Source organism: Photobacterium sp. S4TG1, assembly GCF_036040035.1.
In the GTDB taxonomy this organism is placed as follows: domain Bacteria; phylum Pseudomonadota; class Gammaproteobacteria; order Enterobacterales; family Vibrionaceae; genus Photobacterium.
In genome coordinates, this window is the sequence record NZ_JAYXUH010000014.1 from 76,636 (window position 1) to 98,198 (window position 21,563).

At 40.0% G+C, this 21,563-nt stretch carries 19 protein-coding genes; 10 read left to right on the top strand and 9 right to left on the bottom strand.

Annotation, left to right across the window (positions count from 1 at the left end):
- Positions 1-33: 33 nt before the first annotated feature.
- Positions 34-1,464 (top strand): bifunctional D-glycero-beta-D-manno-heptose-7-phosphate kinase/D-glycero-beta-D-manno-heptose 1-phosphate adenylyltransferase HldE, encoded by a 1,431-nt coding sequence (hldE, locus tag VXS03_RS15210; RefSeq protein ID WP_327764709.1) that lies wholly within the window; start codon positions 34-36, stop codon positions 1,462-1,464.
- 64 nt (positions 1,465-1,528) lie between these two features.
- Here the strand turns inward: hldE and tolC are convergent, their stop codons facing one another.
- A complete protein-coding gene (gene tolC / locus VXS03_RS15215) occupies positions 1,529-2,827 on the bottom strand; it encodes an outer membrane channel protein TolC (protein WP_327764711.1) in 1,299 nt (432 codons plus the stop codon).
- A 319-nt stretch (positions 2,828-3,146) separates the two neighbouring features.
- On the opposite strand from tolC, the gene nudF reads away from it, so the two are divergent.
- From nudF to idi, 8 genes are all read left to right on the top strand, one after another.
- A complete protein-coding gene (nudF, locus tag VXS03_RS15220) occupies positions 3,147-3,782 on the top strand; it encodes an ADP-ribose diphosphatase (protein WP_327764713.1) in 636 nt (211 codons plus the stop codon).
- 32 nt (positions 3,783-3,814) lie between these two features.
- Positions 3,815-4,243, top strand: a complete 429-nt coding sequence (locus tag VXS03_RS15225; protein ID WP_327764715.1) for a DUF1249 family protein — start codon at positions 3,815-3,817, stop codon at positions 4,241-4,243.
- 40 nt (positions 4,244-4,283) lie between these two features.
- The gene (gene cpdA, locus VXS03_RS15230) at positions 4,284-5,108 is read left to right on the top strand and encodes a 3',5'-cyclic-AMP phosphodiesterase (RefSeq protein WP_327764717.1); all 825 of its coding nucleotides are present in this window, start codon (positions 4,284-4,286) and stop codon (positions 5,106-5,108) included.
- Positions 5,108-5,686, top strand: coding sequence for an esterase YqiA (gene yqiA / locus VXS03_RS15235; RefSeq protein ID WP_327764719.1), 579 nt, complete (start codon positions 5,108-5,110; stop codon positions 5,684-5,686). The genes cpdA and yqiA overlap by 1 nt, the downstream gene beginning before the upstream one ends.
- A gap of 214 nt (positions 5,687-5,900) precedes the next feature.
- A complete protein-coding gene (parE, locus tag VXS03_RS15240; RefSeq protein ID WP_327764720.1) occupies positions 5,901-7,784 on the top strand; it encodes a DNA topoisomerase IV subunit B in 1,884 nt (627 codons plus the stop codon).
- 81 nt (positions 7,785-7,865) lie between these two features.
- The gene (gene parC, locus VXS03_RS15245) at positions 7,866-10,145 is read left to right on the top strand and encodes a DNA topoisomerase IV subunit A (RefSeq protein WP_327764722.1); all 2,280 of its coding nucleotides are present in this window, start codon (positions 7,866-7,868) and stop codon (positions 10,143-10,145) included.
- 164 nt (positions 10,146-10,309) lie between these two features.
- Entirely contained in the window at positions 10,310-11,038 is a 729-nt protein-coding gene (locus VXS03_RS15250) for a 1-acylglycerol-3-phosphate O-acyltransferase (protein ID WP_327764724.1), read from the top strand.
- A gap of 146 nt (positions 11,039-11,184) precedes the next feature.
- On the top strand, positions 11,185-11,718 hold the full coding sequence (gene idi / locus VXS03_RS15255; protein WP_327764726.1) for an isopentenyl-diphosphate Delta-isomerase: 534 nt from the start codon (positions 11,185-11,187) through the stop codon (positions 11,716-11,718).
- Between the two features lie 54 nt (positions 11,719-11,772).
- Here idi and VXS03_RS15260 read toward each other — a convergent pair whose 3' ends face one another.
- The 8 genes from VXS03_RS15260 to VXS03_RS15295 form a co-directional block, all read right to left on the bottom strand.
- Positions 11,773-12,159 carry a Rid family detoxifying hydrolase gene (locus tag VXS03_RS15260; RefSeq protein ID WP_327764728.1) on the bottom strand — a complete coding sequence of 129 codons (387 nt, stop codon included), beginning with the start codon at positions 12,157-12,159 and terminating at the stop codon, positions 11,773-11,775.
- A 110-nt stretch (positions 12,160-12,269) separates the two neighbouring features.
- The gene (locus VXS03_RS15265; protein WP_327764730.1) at positions 12,270-12,755 is read right to left on the bottom strand and encodes an arginine repressor; all 486 of its coding nucleotides are present in this window, start codon (positions 12,753-12,755) and stop codon (positions 12,270-12,272) included.
- 304 nt (positions 12,756-13,059) lie between these two features.
- On the bottom strand, positions 13,060-13,527 hold the full coding sequence (gene pyrI / locus VXS03_RS15270; protein WP_080158557.1) for an aspartate carbamoyltransferase regulatory subunit: 468 nt from the start codon (positions 13,525-13,527) through the stop codon (positions 13,060-13,062).
- A 15-nt stretch (positions 13,528-13,542) separates the two neighbouring features.
- Positions 13,543-14,472, bottom strand: a complete 930-nt coding sequence (gene pyrB, locus VXS03_RS15275; RefSeq protein ID WP_327764733.1) for an aspartate carbamoyltransferase — start codon at positions 14,470-14,472, stop codon at positions 13,543-13,545.
- Between the two features lie 428 nt (positions 14,473-14,900).
- The gene (locus VXS03_RS15280) at positions 14,901-15,911 is read right to left on the bottom strand and encodes an ornithine carbamoyltransferase (RefSeq protein ID WP_327764734.1); all 1,011 of its coding nucleotides are present in this window, start codon (positions 15,909-15,911) and stop codon (positions 14,901-14,903) included.
- A gap of 125 nt (positions 15,912-16,036) precedes the next feature.
- Positions 16,037-16,951, bottom strand: coding sequence for a carbamate kinase (gene arcC / locus VXS03_RS15285; RefSeq protein ID WP_327764736.1), 915 nt, complete (start codon positions 16,949-16,951; stop codon positions 16,037-16,039).
- Positions 16,952-17,020: 69 nt separating this feature from the next.
- Entirely contained in the window at positions 17,021-18,241 is a 1,221-nt protein-coding gene (gene arcA, locus VXS03_RS15290; protein ID WP_327764739.1) for an arginine deiminase, read from the bottom strand.
- A gap of 742 nt (positions 18,242-18,983) precedes the next feature.
- Complete coding sequence (locus VXS03_RS15295) at positions 18,984-20,432, bottom strand: YfcC family protein (protein WP_327764741.1); 1,449 nt, start codon at positions 20,430-20,432, stop codon at positions 18,984-18,986.
- Positions 20,433-20,974: 542 nt separating this feature from the next.
- Here VXS03_RS15295 and rraB point away from each other — a divergent pair.
- Positions 20,975-21,373, top strand: a complete 399-nt coding sequence (gene rraB / locus VXS03_RS15300; protein WP_256383276.1) for a ribonuclease E inhibitor RraB — start codon at positions 20,975-20,977, stop codon at positions 21,371-21,373.
- Positions 21,374-21,563: the final 190 nt, after the last annotated feature.

The window sequence follows — 21,563 nt, forward strand, 5'->3', positions numbered from 1 at the left end:
TATTCGAACGTTGCCATATTCTCGGAGAAAGAAATGAAACTGACGCTGCCTGATTATAACCAAGCAGAGGTATTGATTGTTGGCGATGTAATGTTAGATCGCTACTGGACGGGTCCCACTGATCGTATTTCGCCAGAAGCACCAGTGCCTGTGGTTAAGGTTGATCAGATTGAAGAGCGCCCAGGTGGTGCGGCAAACGTGGCCATGAATATTGCTGCGTTAGGTGGTAATGCAAAATTGATCGGCTTAACCGGTATCGATGAGCCAGCACGAGCATTAACTGAAAAATTATCATCACTGAATGTGCGTAGTGATTTTGTTGCATTGGCTGAATATCCAACGATCACTAAATTACGAGTGATGAGCCGTGGTCAACAGTTAATTCGATTAGATTTTGAAGAGGGCTTTCAAAATGTTGATCCAGCATTAATACTTGAACGAATGCAACCTGCGCTGGCAAATGCTAAAGCTGTGGTCTTGTCAGATTATGCTAAAGGTGCATTAGTTCATGTACAAGCAATGATTCAATTGGCTCGTGCAGCAAACTTACCTGTGCTAATTGATCCTAAAGGAACTGACTTTGAACGCTACCGTGGTGCGACGTTACTGACGCCTAATTTATCTGAATTTAAAGCTGTTGTTGGGTGTGTAAATTCAGAACAAGAATTAGTTGAAAAAGGCATGGCACTGATCGAACAATTTGATTTTGAAGCTTTGCTGGTTACTCGCTCTGAACATGGTATGACCTTACTTGAAAAAGGGTGTGAGCCGTTACATATGCCAACCCTTGCCCAAGAAGTTTATGACGTAACGGGTGCCGGTGATACGGTTATTTCTGTCTTGGCCGCATCATTGTCAGCCGGTAAATCGTTATCTGATTCATGCAAACTTGCGAATGCAGCTGCGGGCGTGGTGGTTGCGAAGTTGGGTACCTCAACCTTATCGACGATTGAATTAACCGAAGCTATTCATGGTAGTCAAGACACTGGCTTTGGGGTTATTTCTGAACCAGCATTAGTCGATGCCGTGAAAGCGGCACGTACACGTGGTGAAACCGTCGTCATGACCAATGGTTGTTTTGATATTTTGCATGCAGGCCATGTCGCTTATCTAACAGAAGCAGCAAAATTGGGTGACCGACTTATTGTGGCGGTAAATTCTGATGATTCCGTGAAAGGTTTAAAAGGCCCAGGACGTCCAGTGAATCCTGAAGATCGCCGTATGGCTGTATTAGCAGGCTTAGGCGCAGTGGATTGGGTGGTTCCGTTTACTGAAGAGACACCACAACGATTAATCAGTGAAGTATTGCCAAGCATTCTAGTTAAAGGTGGTGATTACACCCCTGAACAAATTGCAGGTGGTAAAGAAGTGATCGCGGCGGGGGGTAAAGTGCTAGTGCTGAATTTTGAAGATGGGTGTTCAACATCTAAAATTATTGAAGCCATTCGTGGTGGACGCGGTTAATCTAAGAGTTTTCACGTATAAAAAAAGCGCCTAATGGCGCTTTTTTTATATCAGTATTAATGGCTTATTTGGTTTGAATTAAACCAGCATTAATATCTAACACGTCTTGTTCGCTAAGCGTGCCTACCGCTTGCTTTAGTTGTAATTGCGCAAGAATGTAATCATAACGCGCATTAGCTAGCTCACTGTTTGCTGAGTATAGGCTACGGGTTGAGTCTAATACATCAACAATCGTACGTGTACCTACATCAAATCCAGCTTCTGTTGCTTCTAATGCTGATTTTGCAGAAACAACAGATTGTTTATATGCATTGATTGAACCAATCGTTGCATTAATGTTGTTGTAGTAGTTACGTACGTCTTTGACGATTAAACGGTATTGTGCTTCAAGAGCTTCACTTGCCGATACGTATCTATATTGTGCTTGTTTTACTTGAGAGGTGGTATTACCGCCAGTGTAGACTGGAAGATCAATTTTAATACCCGCACTTAGGTTGCCTTGATCTGGGTTAATTAGTCGACTTGTATCATCGTATTGATAACCAGATTCAAACGATAGGGTTGGTAAGTGCCCAGAATCGGCTAATGAAATATTATCACGCGCAATATCTTGACCAATACGTGACGCTAATAGGGTCAAGTTTTCAGTTTCTGCATCTTTAACCAGATTATCAGCAGCTTGCTTAGGCTTGCTCACTGAGAAACTTGCTGTATTTAATAGATCTAATGATGAATAAGCGTGACCTGTAATTTCACGTAATTCTTCGTAGCTATTAGCAAGGGTATTTTTCTTAACGATGATAGAGGCTAATACGGTGTCGTATTGTGCTTGTGCATCATAAACATCTGTAATTGCAGATAGACCAACTTCAAAGCGTTGTTTCATTTGCTCTAATTGACGACCAACCGCTGCTTTTTCTGCTTCACCAAACTTCAAATCATCTTGCGCTTTTAACACGTTAAAATACGCAGTAGAGACACGTAAAATCAAACCTTGTTGCGTAACAGCGAAAGCTGCATCACTTTGACGAGCTTGCTTTTCTGCAATATCAAGACCAACCCAGCTAGCACGGTTATATAATGATTGGCTTAATGTTACGCCAGCATTAAAACCGTTATCCTTGCCTTCTTTTGAGTCAAGGTAGTAGGTGTTGTAGCCTGCAGAAAGATTAATTTGAGGCAAAAGGGTGCTACGTGAAGAATTGATTGCTTCAAAAGCTGCATCTTTATCGGCCGCGGCTTTTAGAAGTTGTGGATCATTTTGCTTGGCTTGCTGATAAATCTGAGCGAGATCGTCAGCCGATGCTGATTGACTAATTGAGCCAATTGCAAGGCTAATAATGATTGGAAGCAATTTTTTCATGGATGCCTTTCCTGGTCTTGCTGACAAAAATGGGAATGTATAAATAGTGCAAGCGCCAGTTTACCTGAAGCAGGCTTGCTTGAAACTGATCATTACGTAGTTTTACCTAATGACTGTATTCTAACATTCAATAATAAACTTATTGTAATCGATTTAATAAACACCGTGTCAAAAAGATACATGATATTTAATTGTTTAAACATTAAAAGTGGAATATTACACTTAAAGTATAACTACAAGGAATATCACTTAAGTTTGATACAATATTGGTTGGAGTTGATGAACTTTTAATTGATATTTATCGTCAAAGGAGAAAATCATGACTAAAGGATCAGATAATTTATCTATGCCACAGACATTTCATCGGAATGATGTCGAGGTTATATCAACCAACACAGTATATGACGGTTTTTTTAAAATGATCAAATATCGTTTACGACATAAGCTATTTGCTGGTGGCTGGAGCGGTGAATTTGAGCGTGAATTATTTGAACGTGGTCATGCTGCAGCTGTTTTACCTTATGATCCTGTACGTGACCAAGTCGTATTGATTGAGCAGTTTCGTGTCGGTGCGCTAGCGGCTAATTGTCAGCCATGGCAGCTAGAGATTGTGGCTGGTATGCTTGATCATGACGATGAGTCAGCAGAACAAGTCGTACGTCGAGAAGCGACTGAAGAATCAGGGCTTGTGCTTGGTAAAACTGAAAAAATTTCACGTTATTTGTCTAGCTCTGGTGGCTGTTCTGAAATACTTGATATTTTTATTAGTGAGGTTGATAGCCGTTTAGCTCGGGGGCTCCACGGGGTTGCGAGTGAGTCAGAAGACATTCGTGTGCATGTTGTTTCCAGAAATCAGGCTTATCAATGGCTAGAATCTGGTAAAATTGAAAATGCAGCCACGATTATCGCATTACAATGGTTGCAACTTCATCATCAACGTTTGCGACTGGCATAAAATAAATTATCTTATAATTCTAGGGGAATGATTTGAATAAAAGGTATACTGTTGATTTGATAAGTCTAATGCGCTTGTATGAAACTAATTACGCTAAACTCCTTCCGTTATTGCCTCGCAGTGATACTGTTGGAGACAGACACGTATACCTAGTGTGTGATGATGTATACCAGTTAGAAATTATTGAAACAACACGTTACACCACAGTGGTAACATTAGGTTTAGTTGAGAGTGAAGCGGTCGTTGATTATCTAGCACCCTTATTAACAGTGCGGTTATATCATGATGCTAAGGTAGCAGAAGTGTGTGCTGCTCAGCAGATTTCTCGTCTCAAGCCAATATATGATTATCCTAACTTGCGTATGCATCAAAAAAATGAGAAACATCAAGTCAACCTTTTCTTAGGTGACTGGTTGAAGCATTGTTTACGCCACGGGCTTAGTAAACAATCCGTTTGTTAATTGAACTTAATTGCTCAGAATAGACAAGGTTTTTTACGTTTTGCAGACCTATTCGCTGCCGCAGACTAACCCCGAAAGTGTGGTTCTTCTGCAAATTACCGACACTCATTTGTTTGCCAATGGTTCAGGCTCTTTGCTTGGCGTGGCAACCAAAGACAGTTTTCATGCCGTGCTTGCTGGGGTAGATATTGCCGCGCGTCATTTTGATGCTATTGTGGCCACGGGTGATATTTCTCAAGATCATACTCCATACTCTTATCAGCGTTTTGCTGATGGTATTTCACGCTGGTCACAACCGTGCTTTTGGTTACCGGGTAATCATGATTTTCAGCCAACAATGCAATCCATTTTACCAAGTGAGCAAATTAAGCCACATCAACAGGTATTAGTGGGTGATTACTGGCAAATGATTTTACTCGATAGCCAAGTTCAAGGTGTGCCTCATGGTGAACTAAGTACGGAACAGCTGGCATTATTAGAGACCGCTCTGACACGTTATCCTAATCGACATGCCTTGATTCTATTGCACCATCATCCGCTTGAAGCTGGAAGTGCGTGGCTTGATCAACATCAACTGCATAATAACAGTGGTTTATGGAATGTGATTGATCGTCACCCGCAAGTGAAGGCGGTGTTGTGTGGGCATATTCATCAAGATTTAGATCGTACATATCATGATGTACGTGTACTGGCTACGCCATCAACATGTATTCAGTTTATGCCTGACTCAGACGATTTTGCATTAGATCATAATAATCCGGGTTGGCGTTATTTAGAACTGACTAAAGATGGGCGAATCATTACCAGTGTACACCGTATTAGTGGCGATCAATTTAAACCTAAACTCGATGCGGCGGGTTACTGATGCCATCGTTATTGATTTACTTACATGGCTTTAATAGCTCACCATTATCATTGAAAGCTCAGCAAATGATAACGTATTGTGAAGAACATCGACCTGACATAAAAGTTGTTGCTCCTCAATTACCTAATTATCCTGCTGAGGCTAGCCAATACCTTACACAACTCATTGAGCAGTACCAAGACCACTATACGATTGGTGTTGTCGGAAGTTCTTTGGGAGGCTATTTAAGCGCGTGGCTCAGTGAGCGTTATCAGCTTCCTGCTGTATTGGTTAATCCTGCGGTTAAGCCTTATCAATTGTTAGTTGATTATCTTGGGCCTCAACAAAACCCATACAGTGGTGAACACTATGTATTGGATGCTCAGCATATTAATGAGTTGAAAGCGCTTGAGGTGATCAATATTACTCACCCGCAATTGTTATGGGTATTATTACAGCAAGGTGATGAAGTACTTGATTATCGCCAAGCAGCATTAAAATATGCACACTGTCGGTTAACAATCGAAGCCAATGGTGATCATGGTTTTTGTGATTTTGAACGTTTTCCCGCCACCATTATTCAATTCTTAGGGTTATAACCTGACTTATCTGTTCATTGAGTAACGAGATAGGCTACCCTATAAATCAAGTTATGTGCATTAGCATAAATGAATCGCTTGTTTTTGCCCCTTTTTAATAACGCCAAAAAGAGGTGCTACTCACTGAATGTGAGTTTTCCGCTGACTCTCGCTTGACAACAACGCGAGGGTTACTGACTATTGTTTGTAAAATTTTCCCGTAAATTTCCGTGATATGACAGATCAAAGCTATAACGCTGGAGCCATTGAGGTTCTAAATGGCCTTGAGCCAGTACGCCGCCGTCCGGGTATGTATACCGATACGGTAAGACCTAACCACCTTGGTCAAGAAGTTATCGATAACAGTGTCGATGAAGCCTTGGCTGGACATGCTCGTAAAGTTGAAGTCATTCTTCATGCCGATCAATCATTAGAAGTGATTGATGATGGCCGTGGTATGCCGGTAGATATCCACCCAGAAGAAGGGGTTTCTGGGGTTGAACTTATTCTATGTAAATTGCATGCCGGAGGTAAATTTTCGGGCAAGAACTACCAATTTTCAGGTGGTTTGCACGGGGTAGGTATTTCAGTTGTTAACGCCCTTTCTAATCGGGTTGAAGTGACGGTTAAACGTGACGGTCAAGTGTACCAAATCGCATTTGAAAATGGCGATAAAGTCTCTGAATTAGAAGTGATTGGCACTTGTGGTCGTCGTGCTAAAGGAACTAAAGTTCATTTTTGGCCTAATCCTAAATATTTTGATAGCGCTAAATTTTCAGTTACCCGTCTTAAAAGTAACTTAAAAGCCAAAGCGGTATTATGCCCTGGCTTAGAAGTAGTATTTACCAATAAAATAACTGATGAAACAGTTAGTTGGTGTTACGAGGATGGCCTTAAGGATTATTTGGCTGAAGGTGTTAAAGGCTATACTTTATTGCCTGAAGAACCTTTTACCGGTGTCTTTAGTGGTGCCACTGAAGCTGCCGATTGGGCGCTGCTATGGTTGCCAGAAGGCGGTGAACTGATCACTGAAAGTTACGTTAACCTGATTCCAACCGCCCAAGGTGGTACTCACGTTAATGGCTTACGCCAAGGTTTACTTGATGCGATGCGTGAGTTCTGTGAATTCCGTAATTTATTACCACGAGGCGTAAAACTAACAGCTGATGATATTTGGGATCGCTGTGCTTACGTGTTATCGGTAAAAATGCAGGATCCACAATTTGCCGGTCAAACTAAAGAGCGTTTATCGTCACGTCAATGTGCGGCATTTGTTGCTGGCGTAGTAAAAGATGCCTTTAGTTTATGGCTTAATGAGCGCCCACAACTGGCTGAATTGTTGGCAGAAGTTTGTATTGCTAATGCCCATCGCCGTATGCGAGCCAGTAAAAAAGTCGTTCGTAAAAAGATAGCTTCAGGCCCAGCGTTACCGGGTAAATTAGCCGACTGTTCGCAGCAAGACTTAAATCGTACTGAATTATTCTTGGTGGAAGGTGATTCGGCTGGTGGTTCTGCAAAACAAGCTCGCGATCGCATGTTCCAAGCTATCATGCCGTTACGCGGTAAGATATTGAATACTTGGGAAGTGTCATCGGATCAAGTATTGGCTTCTGAGGAAGTTCATAATATCTCAATTGCATTGGGTATTGATCCGGATAGTGGCGATTTAAGTGGCCTACGCTACGGTAAAATATGCGTACTTGCCGATGCGGACTCCGATGGTTTACATATCGCAACCTTACTGTGCGCTTTGTTTATGAAGCACTTTGAAGCCTTAGTACGTGCCGGGCATGTGTTTATCGCGATGCCACCACTTTACCGTATCGATTTAGGTAAAGAGGTTTTTTATGCATTAGATGAAGCTGAAAAGAATGCCATTCTTGAGCGTTTAAGCGGTAAGCGTGGCAAAATTAACGTGCAGCGCTTTAAAGGTCTGGGTGAGATGAACCCATTGCAATTACGTGAAACTACCATGGATCCAAATACTCGTCGTTTGGTGCAATTAACTATTGATGATGATAGTGAAACCAATGAAATGATGGATATGTTGCTTGGTAAAAAACGTGCAGAAGATCGTCGCCATTGGCTACAAAGCAAAGGCGATATGGCGGAAGTGTAATTCATCCCCACCTATATCATTTTTTAAATCGGCAAACATTATGTTTGCCGAATCGCATTATTTAAGACGGATTATCTCACGATGACTGATGTCTCTATGGATGGCGTTGAACAGCTTCCACTTAGAAAGTTTACTGAAGACGCTTATTTAAATTACTCCATGTATGTGATCATGGATCGTGCCTTGCCTTTTATTGGTGACGGCTTAAAACCAGTACAACGTCGTATTATTTATGCGATGTCTGAATTAGGTTTGAACGCAACAGCAAAATATAAAAAATCGGCACGTACAGTTGGTGACGTATTAGGTAAATTCCATCCACACGGTGATTCTGCGTGTTATGAAGCGATGGTATTGATGGCACAACCTTTCTCTTACCGTTATCCGTTAGTGGACGGTCAAGGTAACTGGGGTGCGCCTGACGATCCCAAATCTTTTGCTGCAATGCGTTACACCGAATCACGTTTATCGCGTTTTTCAGAAGTCTTATTATCTGAAATAAGCCAAGGCACTGCTGATTGGATACCTAACTTTGACGGTACCATGCTTGAGCCTAAAATGTTACCAGCACGATTACCTCATATTCTATTAAATGGTATTACAGGTATTGCTGTGGGTATGGCAACGGATATTCCACCGCATAACGTACGTGAAGTCGCCAATGCTGCGGTACATATGATCGATAATCCTAATGCTGATCTTGAACAATTAATGGAATTTGTCCAAGGTCCTGATTATCCGACAGAAGCTGAAATTATCACCTCAAAATCAGACTTGAAGAAGATGTACGCCACCGGGCGTGGTAGCGTTAAAATGCGCGCTATTTGGCATAAAGAAAACGGTGATATCGTTATTACTGCTTTGCCACATCAGACATCAGGTGCCAAATTATTGGAGCAAATTGCGGCACAAATGCGTGCCAAAAAACTGCCAATGGTTGAGGATCTACGTGACGAATCTGATCATGAGAATCCAACTCGCATCGTGATCGTACCGCGTACTAATCGTATTGATTGCGATCAGTTGATGAACCACCTATTTGCATCAACAGATTTAGAAAAAAGTTTTCGCGCTAATATCAACATGCTGGGATTAGATGGTCGTCCACAAGTTAAAGGCTTAGTGACTATCATCAAAGAATGGCTTGAGTACCGTCGTAGCACTGTACGTCGCCGTTTACAGTATCGTTTAGATAAAGTGATAGCACGATTACATATTCTTGAAGGTTTATTAGCGGCGTATTTAAATATTGATGAAGTGATTGAGATCATTCGTAGTGAGGATGATCCCAAAGCCGAGTTAATGTCACGCTTTGATTTAAGTGCGACTCAAGCTGATGCCATTTTAGAAATCAAACTACGTCAGTTAGCCAAGCTTGAAGAAATTAAGATCCGTGGCGAATTAGACGAATTAGCCAAAGAACGTGAGCAACTTGAAAAGTTATTAGGTTCTGAACGTCGTTTAAATACCTTAATTAAAAAAGAAATGATCGCAGATGCTGAAAAGTATGGTGATGATCGTCGTTCACCATTAGTTGAACGAGCAGAAGCAAAAGCGATGACAGAACGTGACTTAATTCCAAGCGAAGCGATCACTGTTGTTCTGTCTGATAAAGGCTGGATACGTCATGCGAAAGGGCATGAGGTTGATCCATGCACGCTAAATTATAAGTCAGGTGATAATTATCTTGCTCATGCGCGAGGTAAGAGTAATCAACCTGCAATCTTCTTAGGTTCAGATGGTCGTAGTTATGCGCTTGAATCTCATAGTTTACCGTCAGCACGTAGCCAGGGTGAACCGATCACTGGTCGTTTAAATCTAACACCTGGCACCAATATGCGACAGGTAATGATGGCTGATGATAATCAATTATGGCTAATGGCATCAGATGCTGGCTATGGTTTCATTTGTAAGAGCAGTGATATGGTATCGAAAAATAAGAGCGGTAAAGCCTTATTAACCGTACCTGAAAATTCATTGGTACTGCCACCGCAACCTATTGATGATATTAATAATGATCAAATTATGGCCATCACTAATGAAGGTCGAATGCTATTATTCCCAATTAAAGATTTGCCACAGTTAGGTAAAGGTAAGGGCAATAAGATCATTAATATTCCATCAGCCCGCGCAAAAGCTCGAGAAGAATTTTTATCGTATTTGACGGTGATCACGGCTGATAGTCATGTCACATTGTACGCCGGTAAACGTAAGTTAGGTCTAAAACCAAGTGATCTTGAAAATTTCCGTGGCGAACGAGGACGTCGAGGTTCAATGTTGCCACGAGGCTTGCAACGTGTGACAAATATTGAAATTGATTCCCCACAAACAGCAACCGATGATCAATTAACTGACAGTTAATGACGGTGATATATACCATAAGGCCCTCTTTTTATTGAGGGTTTTTTAATGATTTATGTGTGTAAATTGTGCTGTTAATTATAACGTTATAGATTTATATAACAGGTGTAATTTTCTTTGCTGTGGGTATACTGGCGCACACTTGTACGCAGAGGAGTGTTTGAATGATTTATATTTTACGCATGATTGCTGTCGCGATCTTTGCGATTGTAACCTTTGTCTTTGGCTGTGGTTATTGCTTATTTAGCCCTCGTAACCCTAAACATGTTTATACTTTTGGGCGGCTTTTTAGCAAAATGTCACGCGTATTAGGGATTAAACTGGAGATTCGTTACGCGGAAGGTGCAGAGCAAGTTGGCTCGGCTGTCTATATTGCTAACCATCAAAATAACTATGATTTATTTACCGTTTCAGGTGCGATTATGCAGCGTACAGTAACGGTAGGTAAAAAAAGTTTAGTCTGGATTCCACTGTTTGGGCAACTATACTGGATCACAGGTAACATTCTTATTGATCGTGCTAATCGCAGTAAAGCGGTAGGTACAATTGGTCAGGTTGTTGATAAAATAAAAAAAAATAAAGTATCTGTGTGGATGTTCCCTGAAGGAACACGCTCTCGTGGCCGTGGGTTATTACCTTTTAAGACTGGTGCGTTTCATGCGGCAATTGGTGCTCAAGTACCTGTGGTACCAATCGTGTGTAGTTCAACGGATAATGTGAAATTGAATCGTTGGAATAACGGTTTAGTGATTGTTGAAGTAATGGCACCGATCGCGACGCAAGGGTTGGGTAAGGAAGATGTACGTAACTTACTAACTCAAAGCCGTGATGTGATGGTTGCTAAATTAGCAGAGCTCAATCAAGAAGTTGCTCAGCGCAACAGTCATCACTAATATCCATATAAAGCTTAATAAATATAGCTAAAAGATATAATATGAGCATCATTAACAAGGACATGTTTTATGAACATGTCCTTGTTTTGTTTTATTGTGAATAAATAACAATGAGCAATATTTTGCTATAAAAGTAGAAGATAATCATGACTGAAGAATATGTAGTATTGGTAGATGAGCAAGGCCATGAACTGGGTCTTCAAGAAAAAATGCAAGCTCACCGTGATGGCACATTGCACTTGGCTTTTTCAGTATTACTTTATCGTGATACTCCCTCTGGGCGTGAATACCTGTTACATCAACGTGCACTAGAGAAATACCATAGTGGTGGTTTATGGACTAATACTTGTTGTTCTCATCCACGTAAAGGGGAGTCATTTAGTCAAGCGGGTATTCGTCGCTTACAAGAAGAAATGGGCATTACGCTACCAACTAAATTAACTGATGTAGGTCACTTTTGTTATTACGCTAAATTGGATCAGCAGTTAATTGAACATGAATTAGATCATGTGCTGATTGCCAATGGTGATGGATTAGTCTTTACGCCTAATACTGCTGAAGTGATGGCTTACCGTTGGTGGTCTATCGCGGAGTTACAGTTACAACTACAACAAGCCCCGCAGTTGTTTACTGCATGGTTTGCGCAAGTATTAGCTATCGTGGAACAGTCTCATTCCTAATCATTATCATAAAAAGCGATCACTGATTTCAGTCTCGTGATCGCTTTTTAACGATTATTTACGTACAGCAATCGCTTCAATTTCAATTTTCACATCTTTAGGTAGACGTGCAACTTCAACACAAGAGCGAGCAGGGTAAGGCGCATTGTGTTCATCGAAAAATGTACCGTAAACTTCATTTACAGCACCAAAGTCATTTAGATCTTTAACAAATACAGTCATCTTCACGATATCAGCAACACATAAGCCTGATGCTTCCACAACGGCCTTAACGTTATCTAGTGACTGACGTGTTTGAGCTGCAATGTCTTCTGCAACTTCACCTGTTAGAGGATTAACAGGGATCTGGCCTGATGTTAGTACCATGCTACCAAGATCAACACCTTGTACGTAAGGACCGATTGCTGCTGGTGCTTGCTCTGTATGAAGAATTTTTGTCATGATATATCCTATTTAATGATCATTAAAAGGCACAAGTAATCGCCTCTAAGTGCTAATTAATATGGGGGCAATAACGCTTAGATTCAACTAATGATCACCGTTATAAATCGCTATTTCAACCCTAAGCATTGTTTTACAACTTGTAGACATTGGTTAATTCGAGTGATGTCTTTTGGTGCAACCATCACCGTATCATTGCCACCGATGGTGCCTAAAATATCCACATGAGGCTGCATATCGATTAATCTCGCTACTAACTGTGCGCTACCTGGATGGGTTTTAATGACGACAACGAGTTGATTATGACTAACAAATTCTATTTGTGATGCAATGGATGCATTAATTTTAATAGGTTCATTTTCGGTAGTAAGACAATAAATTTTTTTCCCCGCAGCATTAGGTACTTTCGCAACGCCTAAGCGTAATAATAGCCGTGATACTGTTGATTGGCTGATATCATGAAAGCCCAATTCAATTAATTGATACCGAATATCATCTTGCGTTGTAAAGCTTTGTTGTTGTAGTAAACGTTTACATGCTGATGTCATATTATCATTACAATAATGATGATCGATTGCTGGGGGTTGGATATCCATTGAAGTCACTCCTTGGCAATGTATGGATCAAAAACAGATTGGCGATATCAATAACCGTTACGGCTCAAAAATGCATCTTGGTTCATATGGATAATAACAATTATAATATAGTGGTGATATGACCATTATCACCAAATAACAAACGTAATATGGAGTTATTGTAGTGAATGATGGCAATGTGATGCTGATTAGCATTATTGAATACTGCTAATTGATAGTAAATTTGTGATCTTGCGAAGCAAACATACCCAGCATTTACGCTTTGTTGTCGAAAGTGTATTTGCTGGGTAAAGGAGGGAGCTATTTAGCTATTACATTCAGTGACGATTTGACGTGAGAACACTTTTTCGCAGTACTTACATTTTAATTGAATATCTGATTTTTTAGTCAGCACTTTAAAGCCACTGTTAACGGGTTCGCCGTGTGATATACAGTTACTGTTTGGGCATTTAAATATAGCGCTGATAAATTCAGGTAGTGATAAATTTAGCTTTTTAACTACTTCATAATTTTCAATTTGATTAACGGTTGCTTTTGGCGCGTAAAGCGCTAATTGATTGGCTTGATCTTCAGTGACAAACACATTTTCAATTTTAATAAGATCTTTGGCGCCTAGCGCTGAAGACGGCAAATTAAGCCCGATAGTGACACGCTCATTTGTTCCATCGATATTAAATAATTTAAGAATCTTAATGCCAATATTGGCTGGGATATGATCGATAACAGTGCCGTTTTTAATTGCTTCAACTTTTAGTTGGGTTTCCTTAACCATGATCATCACACCTTTTTATAAAGTTTCATTAAGTACAAGAGCCAGTAACGCTTGACGTGCATAGACACCATTTTCTGCTTGTTGGAAGAAGTAAGCATATTTGGTCTTATCGACATCAACAGTGATTTCATCAACTCGTGGTAGTGGATGTAATACTTTTAGGTTATCACGAGCGCTTTCTAACATGTTGGCGGTTAAAATATAAGCGGCTTTCATATGCACATATTCAGACTCATCAAAACGCTCTTTTTGAACACGAGTCATGTAAAGAATATCTAACTCAGGAATGACGTCTTCCATGTTGTTATGCAAGCTGTAACTGATACCCGCATCATCCAACTCTTCACAAATATAATCAGGCATTGCCAATACTTCTGGAGCGATAAAGAAGAACTTAACATCATTAAACTTTGATAATGCTTGAGTTAATGAATGTACGGTACGGCCATATTTTAAATCACCGACAAAGGCGATATTAATACCATCAAGTCGACCTTGGGTTTCATGGATAGTAAACAAATCCAGCAAAGTTTGGGTTGGATGTTGGTTTGCACCATCACCACCATTGATAACAGGCACACCATTTGAAAATTCAGATGCTAATCGTGCAGCCCCTTCTTGTGGATGACGCATCACAAAAGCATCAACATAAGAGGTAATCACTTGGACTGAATCTGATAATGTTTCACCTTTATTTGCCAACGATGTATTTCCTGGTGAATCAAAACCGACAACTGTGCCGCCTAAGCGTTGAATCGCCGTTTCAAAAGAAAGACGAGTACGGGTCGAAGGTTCAAAGAAGCAACTAGCGACGACTTTATTTTGAAGTAAGGTCGGGTTCGGTTCGGCTTTTAGTCTCGCGGCTGTATCAATAATAAGCTCTAGCTCAGCACGATTAAGCTCTGGTATAGAAATAATATGCTTTTTAAACAGCGAATTAGCCATGGCTTCTTTCCCTATGATGGTTTGATTAAATTAAAAACGGTTGTTGTTTGCTAAATTTTAGGCAAAAAAAAGCCCCCTATTAAAAGGAGGCTTTTTTTTGAAAAATAGTAAAAATAAAATAACAAACCATCATCAAAGGATGATTACTGCGAGTTAATGTCGAGTTCATTGCTGGGTTCATTTTTTATCTCTTGCTAGGCAAATTGCAAGGATTATACCGTCTATTTTTTATGGCGCAAGCGTTTGCGTTAACTATTCAATCTACGGATTTTTATGCAATTTTAGTTACGTGATTTTTGGTGTTTTATGTTCTTATTTGCATGAAAAATAAAGACATTTATTTTGTGATGAATTTTGTGTCTGCAAAAATATGCAACTGCCGTTCAAGCGAACGGCAGGCATTAAACGTTATTGTTGTTGATAGTCACTTAGTTGCCCAGTGTTGCTACCATTACCGCTTTAATAGTATGCATACGGTTTTCTGCTTCATCAAATACAATAGAGTGATCAGATTCAATTACTTCATCAGTCACTTCCACCCCTTTAGATAACATTGGGTAAGCTTGAGCGAGTTCTTTTCCTACGGTGGTATCTTCGCCATGGAACGCTGGTAAACAGTGCATAAACTTCACATGCGGATTACCTGTGGCTTTTAACATCGTCATATTGACTTGGTATGGCAGCATTAAATTAATTCGTTCTGCCCATGCTTCTTTGGCTTCACCCATAGAAACCCACACATCGGTATAAAGGAAATCACACCCTTGAACACCTTCTTGAACATCTTCGGTCATGGTGATTTTTGCACCTGTTTCAGCCGAAATTTCACGACATTGAGCAACAAGTTCAGCGTCAGGCCAAAAAGCTTTTGGTGCAACAAGGCGAATATCCATTCCCATTTTCGCTGCGCCAACCATCAATGAATTACCCATGTTATTGCGTGCATCGCCAAGGTAAGCAAATGACATTTGGTGCAATGCTTTACCACGACCATGCTCTTGCATTGTTAGGAAGTCTGCTAAAATTTGCGTTGGGTGGAATTCATCAGTTAAACCATTCCACACCGGCACACCAGCGTAGGCACCAAGTTCTTCAACAATAGCTTGTCCAAAACCACGGTATTCAATGCCATCGTACATACGACCTAATACACGAGCGGTGTCTTTCATTGATTCTTTATGGCCAATTTGAGAGCCAGAAGGACCTAAGTAAGAAACTTGAGCGCCTTGATCAAAAGCGGCAACTTCAAATGCACAACGCGTACGGGTTGAGGTTTTTTCAAAGATCAGTGCAATGTTTTTACCCTTAAGGCGAGGTTGTTCATAGCCATTGTATTTTGCTTTTTTTAATTCAGCCGATAGTTCTAGTAAATGTTGAATCTCACGAGGAGTGAAATCAAGTAATTTTAGGAAGTTACGATTACGAAGATTAAAAGCCATGATGTATCCCTCTTAAGGTTCAGTATCTCTTCGACTGAATCTTTTATGTTATGGTTGAGTTACTCGATAATATTCAATGTTAATAATATGTGTATCTTATTTTTTGTAATTTGTGAATAGTTATTCTACTTATCTGCAATAATATTTGTTCCAGCAAGCCCTTTTAGAATTTCTAATCCATCATGTAATGCACCGATACCAACTAATTTTCCACCCTGCTTGATAAATTCGCAGGAGGCTTCAATTTTGGGACCCATTGAGCCAGCATCAAAACTGTATTGTGCTAACGTTCGTGGCGTAGTACTTGAGATAGCTTTTTGAGTCGCTTTACCCCAATCAAGATAAACGGCATCTGCATCTGTCAAAATAAGTAGTGCATCGGCATTCAATTGCTTGGCGAGATAAGCCGCTGACATGTCTTTATCAATTACAGCCTCAACACCCACCAGTTTGTTATTTTCACGTTTAACCGGAATACCACCACCACCAGTACAAATGACTAAGTGATCGCGTTTAATTAAGGTTTCGATTGCATCACATTCCACGATGCCAATCGGTTGTGGGCTTGGTACTACGCGGCGGAAGTATTGGCCGTCAGCTTTTACCGTCCAATGAAACTTCTCAGCTAACTCACGCGCTTCAGCTTCTTGATACACAGGGCCAATAGGTTTGGTTGGATCAGCAAATGCAGGGTCTTGTGGGTCAACGAGCATTTGAGTTAGCATGCAAGAGACGTCTTGCTCTGGCAGTAAATTCTTTAATTCTTGCATTAAGATGTAGCCGATCATGCCTTGGGTTTCTGAGCCCAAGACGTCTAATGGGTACGGCATGACTTTTTTATATTCCAATCCTTGCAATGCAAGTAGACCTACTTGAGGACCATTTCCATGTACCAATACCACGTTATATTGCTGTGCAATTTCTGCGATAGTTTTGGCGGCTGTCGCAATGTTTTGACGTTGAATGCTGGCTTCTAAAGGCTCACCGCGACGTAATAAAGCGTTACCACCAAGGGCAACCACAACAGTTTGTTTAGTCATAGCTGTGTATCTCCGTATTTATTAGTGGCTGGTCGGTAGTCGCACCGCACCAGCCTTTGTTATCTCGGGTTAAATACCATCACGCTCAATTGGGCAGCTCATGCAGCGAGCACCACCACGACCGCGGCCAAGTTCATCACCAGGAATAGGTAATACGGTAATGCCTGCTTTATCATATTTTTCATTGGTGTAAGTATTACGCTCATAACCAATAACGACCCCTGGGCTGACGGTTAATACGTTGTTAGCATCGTTCCATTGCTCACGTTCAGCTTCAAAGTTATCACCACCTGTGGTAATAAGATTAAGTTGATCAACGCCCAAAGCTTTTTCGATAGCGTGAACAAAATAACTTTCTTCTTTAGCTTTAACATTGCCATAAGCATCGCCAGTTAGGCTCCAGCATTGGACATCTTTGCGAATAACTTCAGGGTAAACAGAGAAGGTGTCTTCACGCATATGTGTCATAACTGTATCGAGGTGCATGCATGAACGGTGCTTTGGTAATTCCATTGCAATGACTTGCTTGGCTTGGCCGTGCTTAAATAAGCTTGCTGCTAATGCTTCAACACCCTGTGGTGTTGTGCGCTCTGACATGCCGATTAATACGCTGCCTTTACCGATAACTAAAACATCACCGCCTTCAATGGTGGATTTGTCATAAGCATTTTGCTCATCGCCAAAGTATTTAATAAAGTCTTGGCCTGCAAATGTTGGGTGCCAGCGATAAATAGCGCGTAAATGATTAGTTTCCCGTTGACGCGCTTCTTTAGCCATTGGGTTAATTGAAACACCACCATAAACCCAACATGAAGTATCACGAGTAAAAAGATGGTTAGGTAACGGCTTAATAATAAAATCACAAGGCGAATGCATTTTTTGCATAATAGAAGAAGATTGCAGTGGTAATTCTGCGTAGCTTAAGCCGCCTAATAATATTGAAGCGAGTTCTGCGTGAGGAAGATCCGCTAAGAAACAGCGAATATCATTCGCAAAGGTATCACCAAAACGGTAATTTGAAATTTGAGTTGATAATAGCCAATCTTTGGCTTCAGGAATTGCTAATGTTTCACTTAACATGGTTTGTAATAATAAAACTTCAACACCTTGTTGGCGTAAAGTATTAGCAAATACATCATGTTCTTGGCCTGCTTTTTCAACTGATAAAACATCATCAAATAATAAGTCTTGGCAATTAGACGGTGTAAGATTATTTAAAGCACGCTCTGGACGGTGGATTAGTACGCGGCGTAGTTGACCTATTTCAGAACCCACATAAAAGTTACTCATGATAGTATCTCTCTATTTATGCCTGTTAATGATTGGCTATGTTTAAAGTTACGAAGCGTTAAATAAGTATTGCGTGTTGTTTATGCAATTGATTCTACGTGGTTGGTTTTATTTGTATAAGATCGTTATCACACTTTAATTATTAATGACTTAGCTCAGTTATGGTGGTTATTTTCAAAAAAAAATAGTAAAAAAATAAAAATATAGCCTGGTTTATTATGTGGTTTTGATGTTTTTTTAAGAAGTCTTCTTATCTTATGATGTTGTTTTTAATTAGTATTTATTTTCAATGTGGAATCTTATGCATTTTATTGTTTTAAATAAGTTTTAATGCTGTTGAATAATATTCACCTAATATGATTATCTATTTTAAATAATGGTCTTTATGCGCTGGATATTTTAATTTTAAAGTGTTTTTTGTGATGCTGATTCATTGTTTGTTAAACCAATTAAATGTTATTTTTTTTGTTTAAATATGTATTATGTTTTATAGAATTATAGAATTATAGAATTATAGAATTATAGAATTATAGAATTATAGAATTATAGAATTATAGAATTATAGAATTATAGAGTTATAGAGTTATAGAGTAGGACGTAATGAATAATAAAAATATTAACAACAAGTATAGTGATAAATTAAAGGATAATAAAAAATCTAATTCTATTTGGACTGAAAAATAAAAAACCACCCAAGGGTGGTTTTAATTATTTAAAATGATTTAATGGGTAAATTAAAGATCTACACTAATATTACGCCAATACTTAATACCACCATCGTAAATACAATAATAATACCTAATAATGGTGCGACCCATTTTAACCATCGAACATAAGGTACACGTGCAATCGCAAGCCCTCCCATTACTACAGCAGAAGTAGGGGTGACTAAATTAACTACACCAGAAGCAGATTGATAAGCTGTCACAACAAGCTCGCGCCCGACACCTGAGAAATCAGCCAGTGGTGCCATAATTGGCATGGTGAGTACTGCCAATCCAGAAGTGGATGGTACTAAAAATGACAGTAATATTTCTAATATATACATTACATTGATAAATACCACCGCTGAGAGGCCGGTGACGATATGCTCGGCTGAGTTTAGAATGGTATCGGTGATCATACCGCGATCCATTATCACTACAATACCGCGCGCAATACCGATAATTAACGCCACGCCAAGTAGATCTCGTGCACCATCAATAAAGCTGGTTGAAAAATCTTCTTCACTCATTCGTGACACAAAACCAATCAGAATAGAAGCACCAAGGAACATTGCAGATATTTGTGGCATCCACCAACCTGCAACCGCTACGCCGTAAATCATCACTGCAAACGAGAGTCCAAAAATGGCTAGAATAACTTTACGTGTGGTGGTGAATTCCAGCATTTGATCTGATTGATTACTTAGAAAATGCGCTTTATTTTGTTCATATTGGTCATACACAATTGATTTTGTTTTATCTTCGCGCACCATTTTTGCATAGCGCATGACGTAACCAACACAGATTAACCAACCAACCGTTAGAATAATAATTCGTAACATAATGCCATCAGTGAACGGTATGCCTGCTGCGTTAGATGCAATAACCGTTGCAAATGGGTTTATTGTTGATCCCAAGGTTCCAATGCCAGCGCCTAATAACACTGTTGCAGCAGCAACGAGAGGGTCAAACCGTGCCGCCATCATCACTGGTACTAATAACGTATAAAAAGGTAATGATTCTTCTGCCATACCATAAATGGTTCCGCCAGCAGCAAATAGACCCATTAGAATAGGGATCATTAGCTCTTCTTTACCGTGCAGACGAGCTGTGACGCGCTCAATACCTGCGTCAATGGCTCCTGTTTTTGTCACTAGCCCTAAAAAGCCACCGATAATGAGAATGAACAGTGACACATCAATAGCTGCAGCTTCATAAGACTCATGGTTATAGAAGCCATCTATAGGAGCAAGTAAGACATCAATAACGCCCTGAGGGTTGCTCTCAACTGGTTTATAGGTACCAGTAATTGGGACTTCTTTACCAAGATCTACATTCATTTCACGATCATATTGACCAGCTGGTACAACCCATGTCAGCGCGGCAACTAAAGCAATAAGCGTAAATAAAATGGTGTAGGCCGATGGGAATTTTAATTGAGAAAAAAAGCTTTTCTTTTCGGGTTTTATTTCTGTGTGTGTCGTCATGGTTATCTCCTGCACCGTCGGTTAATGATAACCATAAGGTGTGTTTGTCTGCATGAGTGAAATAAGAAGCACTTATGGATAAATAAGGGAACAAACAATAAACGTAATTTACTAAAAATGGGCATCACTTAGTATCAAAGGTGTAACGTACTAATAAACAGTCTCATTTTCCTTTGGGGTGCCATGATTCTAAAGCGGAATATAGTTACTAACTCAACGATTGTTCACAGTTTTTTTGTATCAATATTAATGCATCAAGGCATGATTTTTCGATGAGGGATATTAGTGTAAAAAAAATGGGTGGCTATGCGAATAATGAATATACGAAATGAGGATAAGGGCTGATGCTGCGGCTATTGTTGAATAATTGTTGAAATAAGCATGGAATATTATGCATTACAGTGAGTATTTAGTGGTTTAACGTTAATTCATCAACGCTTGATTAAGATCAATTTAGGCTTGGTGGATGCGTAACATATGGTAATTGAGTGCAAACCATGCGATATTTGCCAGCAAATTTATTCCATAGGTGGAGTGATACCATGTCTTACGCAGAATTGATTGCAGAGCAAAAAGAAGAAACGCGCGAAATTATTGCCGCATTACTTGAAGATGGCAGTGAGCCTGAGGCGCTTTACACTATTGAGCACCACTTCTCTGCAGACACATTTGAAGAACTAGAAGCTGCAGCGGTTGAAGCATTTAAACTTGGTTTTAATGTTTTAGAAGCAGAAGAGCTAGAGCTTGATCCTGAAGATGGCGGTGGCAAGGTTGTATGTTTTGATGCAGTTATGGAGTCAGCTCTAAACGCTGAGCTTATTGATGAGCAAGCTGAAAAGCTCATCAAACTAGCTGAAAAACACAGCATTGATTATGACGGTTGGGGTACCTACTTCGAATCTGACGAAGATGATGAAGAAGAGAGCGAAGACGAAGAATAAGTCGTCATAATACCACTCTGTTCTAAAAAGCCGGCATTTTGCTGGCTTTTTCTACTTTTTGGCGGTGATATCAAATTTTGATATTCACGATATGATAGAAATTTACCCGTGATCACTGTCTGTAATCACGACGCGTGTAAATCTTTCCGTTTATCCTCACAAATTTAAATCATACTGAATAGCTTCAGTA

Excerpts from the sequence above, each read along its gene's own strand:
- hldE (WP_327764709.1), top strand. The coding sequence starts at position 34 with ATGAAACTGACGCTGCCTGATTATAACCAAGCAGAGGTATTGATTGTT.
- tolC (WP_327764711.1), bottom strand. The coding sequence starts at position 2,827 with ATGAAAAAATTGCTTCCAATCATTATTAGCCTTGCAATTGGCTCAATT.
- nudF (WP_327764713.1), top strand. The coding sequence starts at position 3,147 with ATGACTAAAGGATCAGATAATTTATCTATGCCACAGACATTTCATCGG.
- yqiA (WP_327764719.1), top strand. The coding sequence starts at position 5,108 with ATGCCATCGTTATTGATTTACTTACATGGCTTTAATAGCTCACCATTA.
- parE (WP_327764720.1), top strand. The coding sequence starts at position 5,901 with ATGACAGATCAAAGCTATAACGCTGGAGCCATTGAGGTTCTAAATGGC.
- parC (WP_327764722.1), top strand. The coding sequence starts at position 7,866 with ATGACTGATGTCTCTATGGATGGCGTTGAACAGCTTCCACTTAGAAAG.
- VXS03_RS15250 (WP_327764724.1), top strand. The coding sequence starts at position 10,310 with ATGATTTATATTTTACGCATGATTGCTGTCGCGATCTTTGCGATTGTA.
- idi (WP_327764726.1), top strand. The coding sequence starts at position 11,185 with ATGACTGAAGAATATGTAGTATTGGTAGATGAGCAAGGCCATGAACTG.
- VXS03_RS15260 (WP_327764728.1), bottom strand. The coding sequence starts at position 12,159 with ATGACAAAAATTCTTCATACAGAGCAAGCACCAGCAGCAATCGGTCCT.
- VXS03_RS15265 (WP_327764730.1), bottom strand. The coding sequence starts at position 12,755 with ATGGATATCCAACCCCCAGCAATCGATCATCATTATTGTAATGATAAT.
- pyrI (WP_080158557.1), bottom strand. The coding sequence starts at position 13,527 with ATGGTTAAGGAAACCCAACTAAAAGTTGAAGCAATTAAAAACGGCACT.
- pyrB (WP_327764733.1), bottom strand. The coding sequence starts at position 14,472 with ATGGCTAATTCGCTGTTTAAAAAGCATATTATTTCTATACCAGAGCTT.
- VXS03_RS15280 (WP_327764734.1), bottom strand. The coding sequence starts at position 15,911 with ATGGCTTTTAATCTTCGTAATCGTAACTTCCTAAAATTACTTGATTTC.
- arcC (WP_327764736.1), bottom strand. The coding sequence starts at position 16,951 with ATGACTAAACAAACTGTTGTGGTTGCCCTTGGTGGTAACGCTTTATTA.
- arcA (WP_327764739.1), bottom strand. The coding sequence starts at position 18,241 with ATGAGTAACTTTTATGTGGGTTCTGAAATAGGTCAACTACGCCGCGTA.
- VXS03_RS15295 (WP_327764741.1), bottom strand. The coding sequence starts at position 20,432 with ATGACGACACACACAGAAATAAAACCCGAAAAGAAAAGCTTTTTTTCT.
- rraB (WP_256383276.1), top strand. The coding sequence starts at position 20,975 with ATGTCTTACGCAGAATTGATTGCAGAGCAAAAAGAAGAAACGCGCGAA.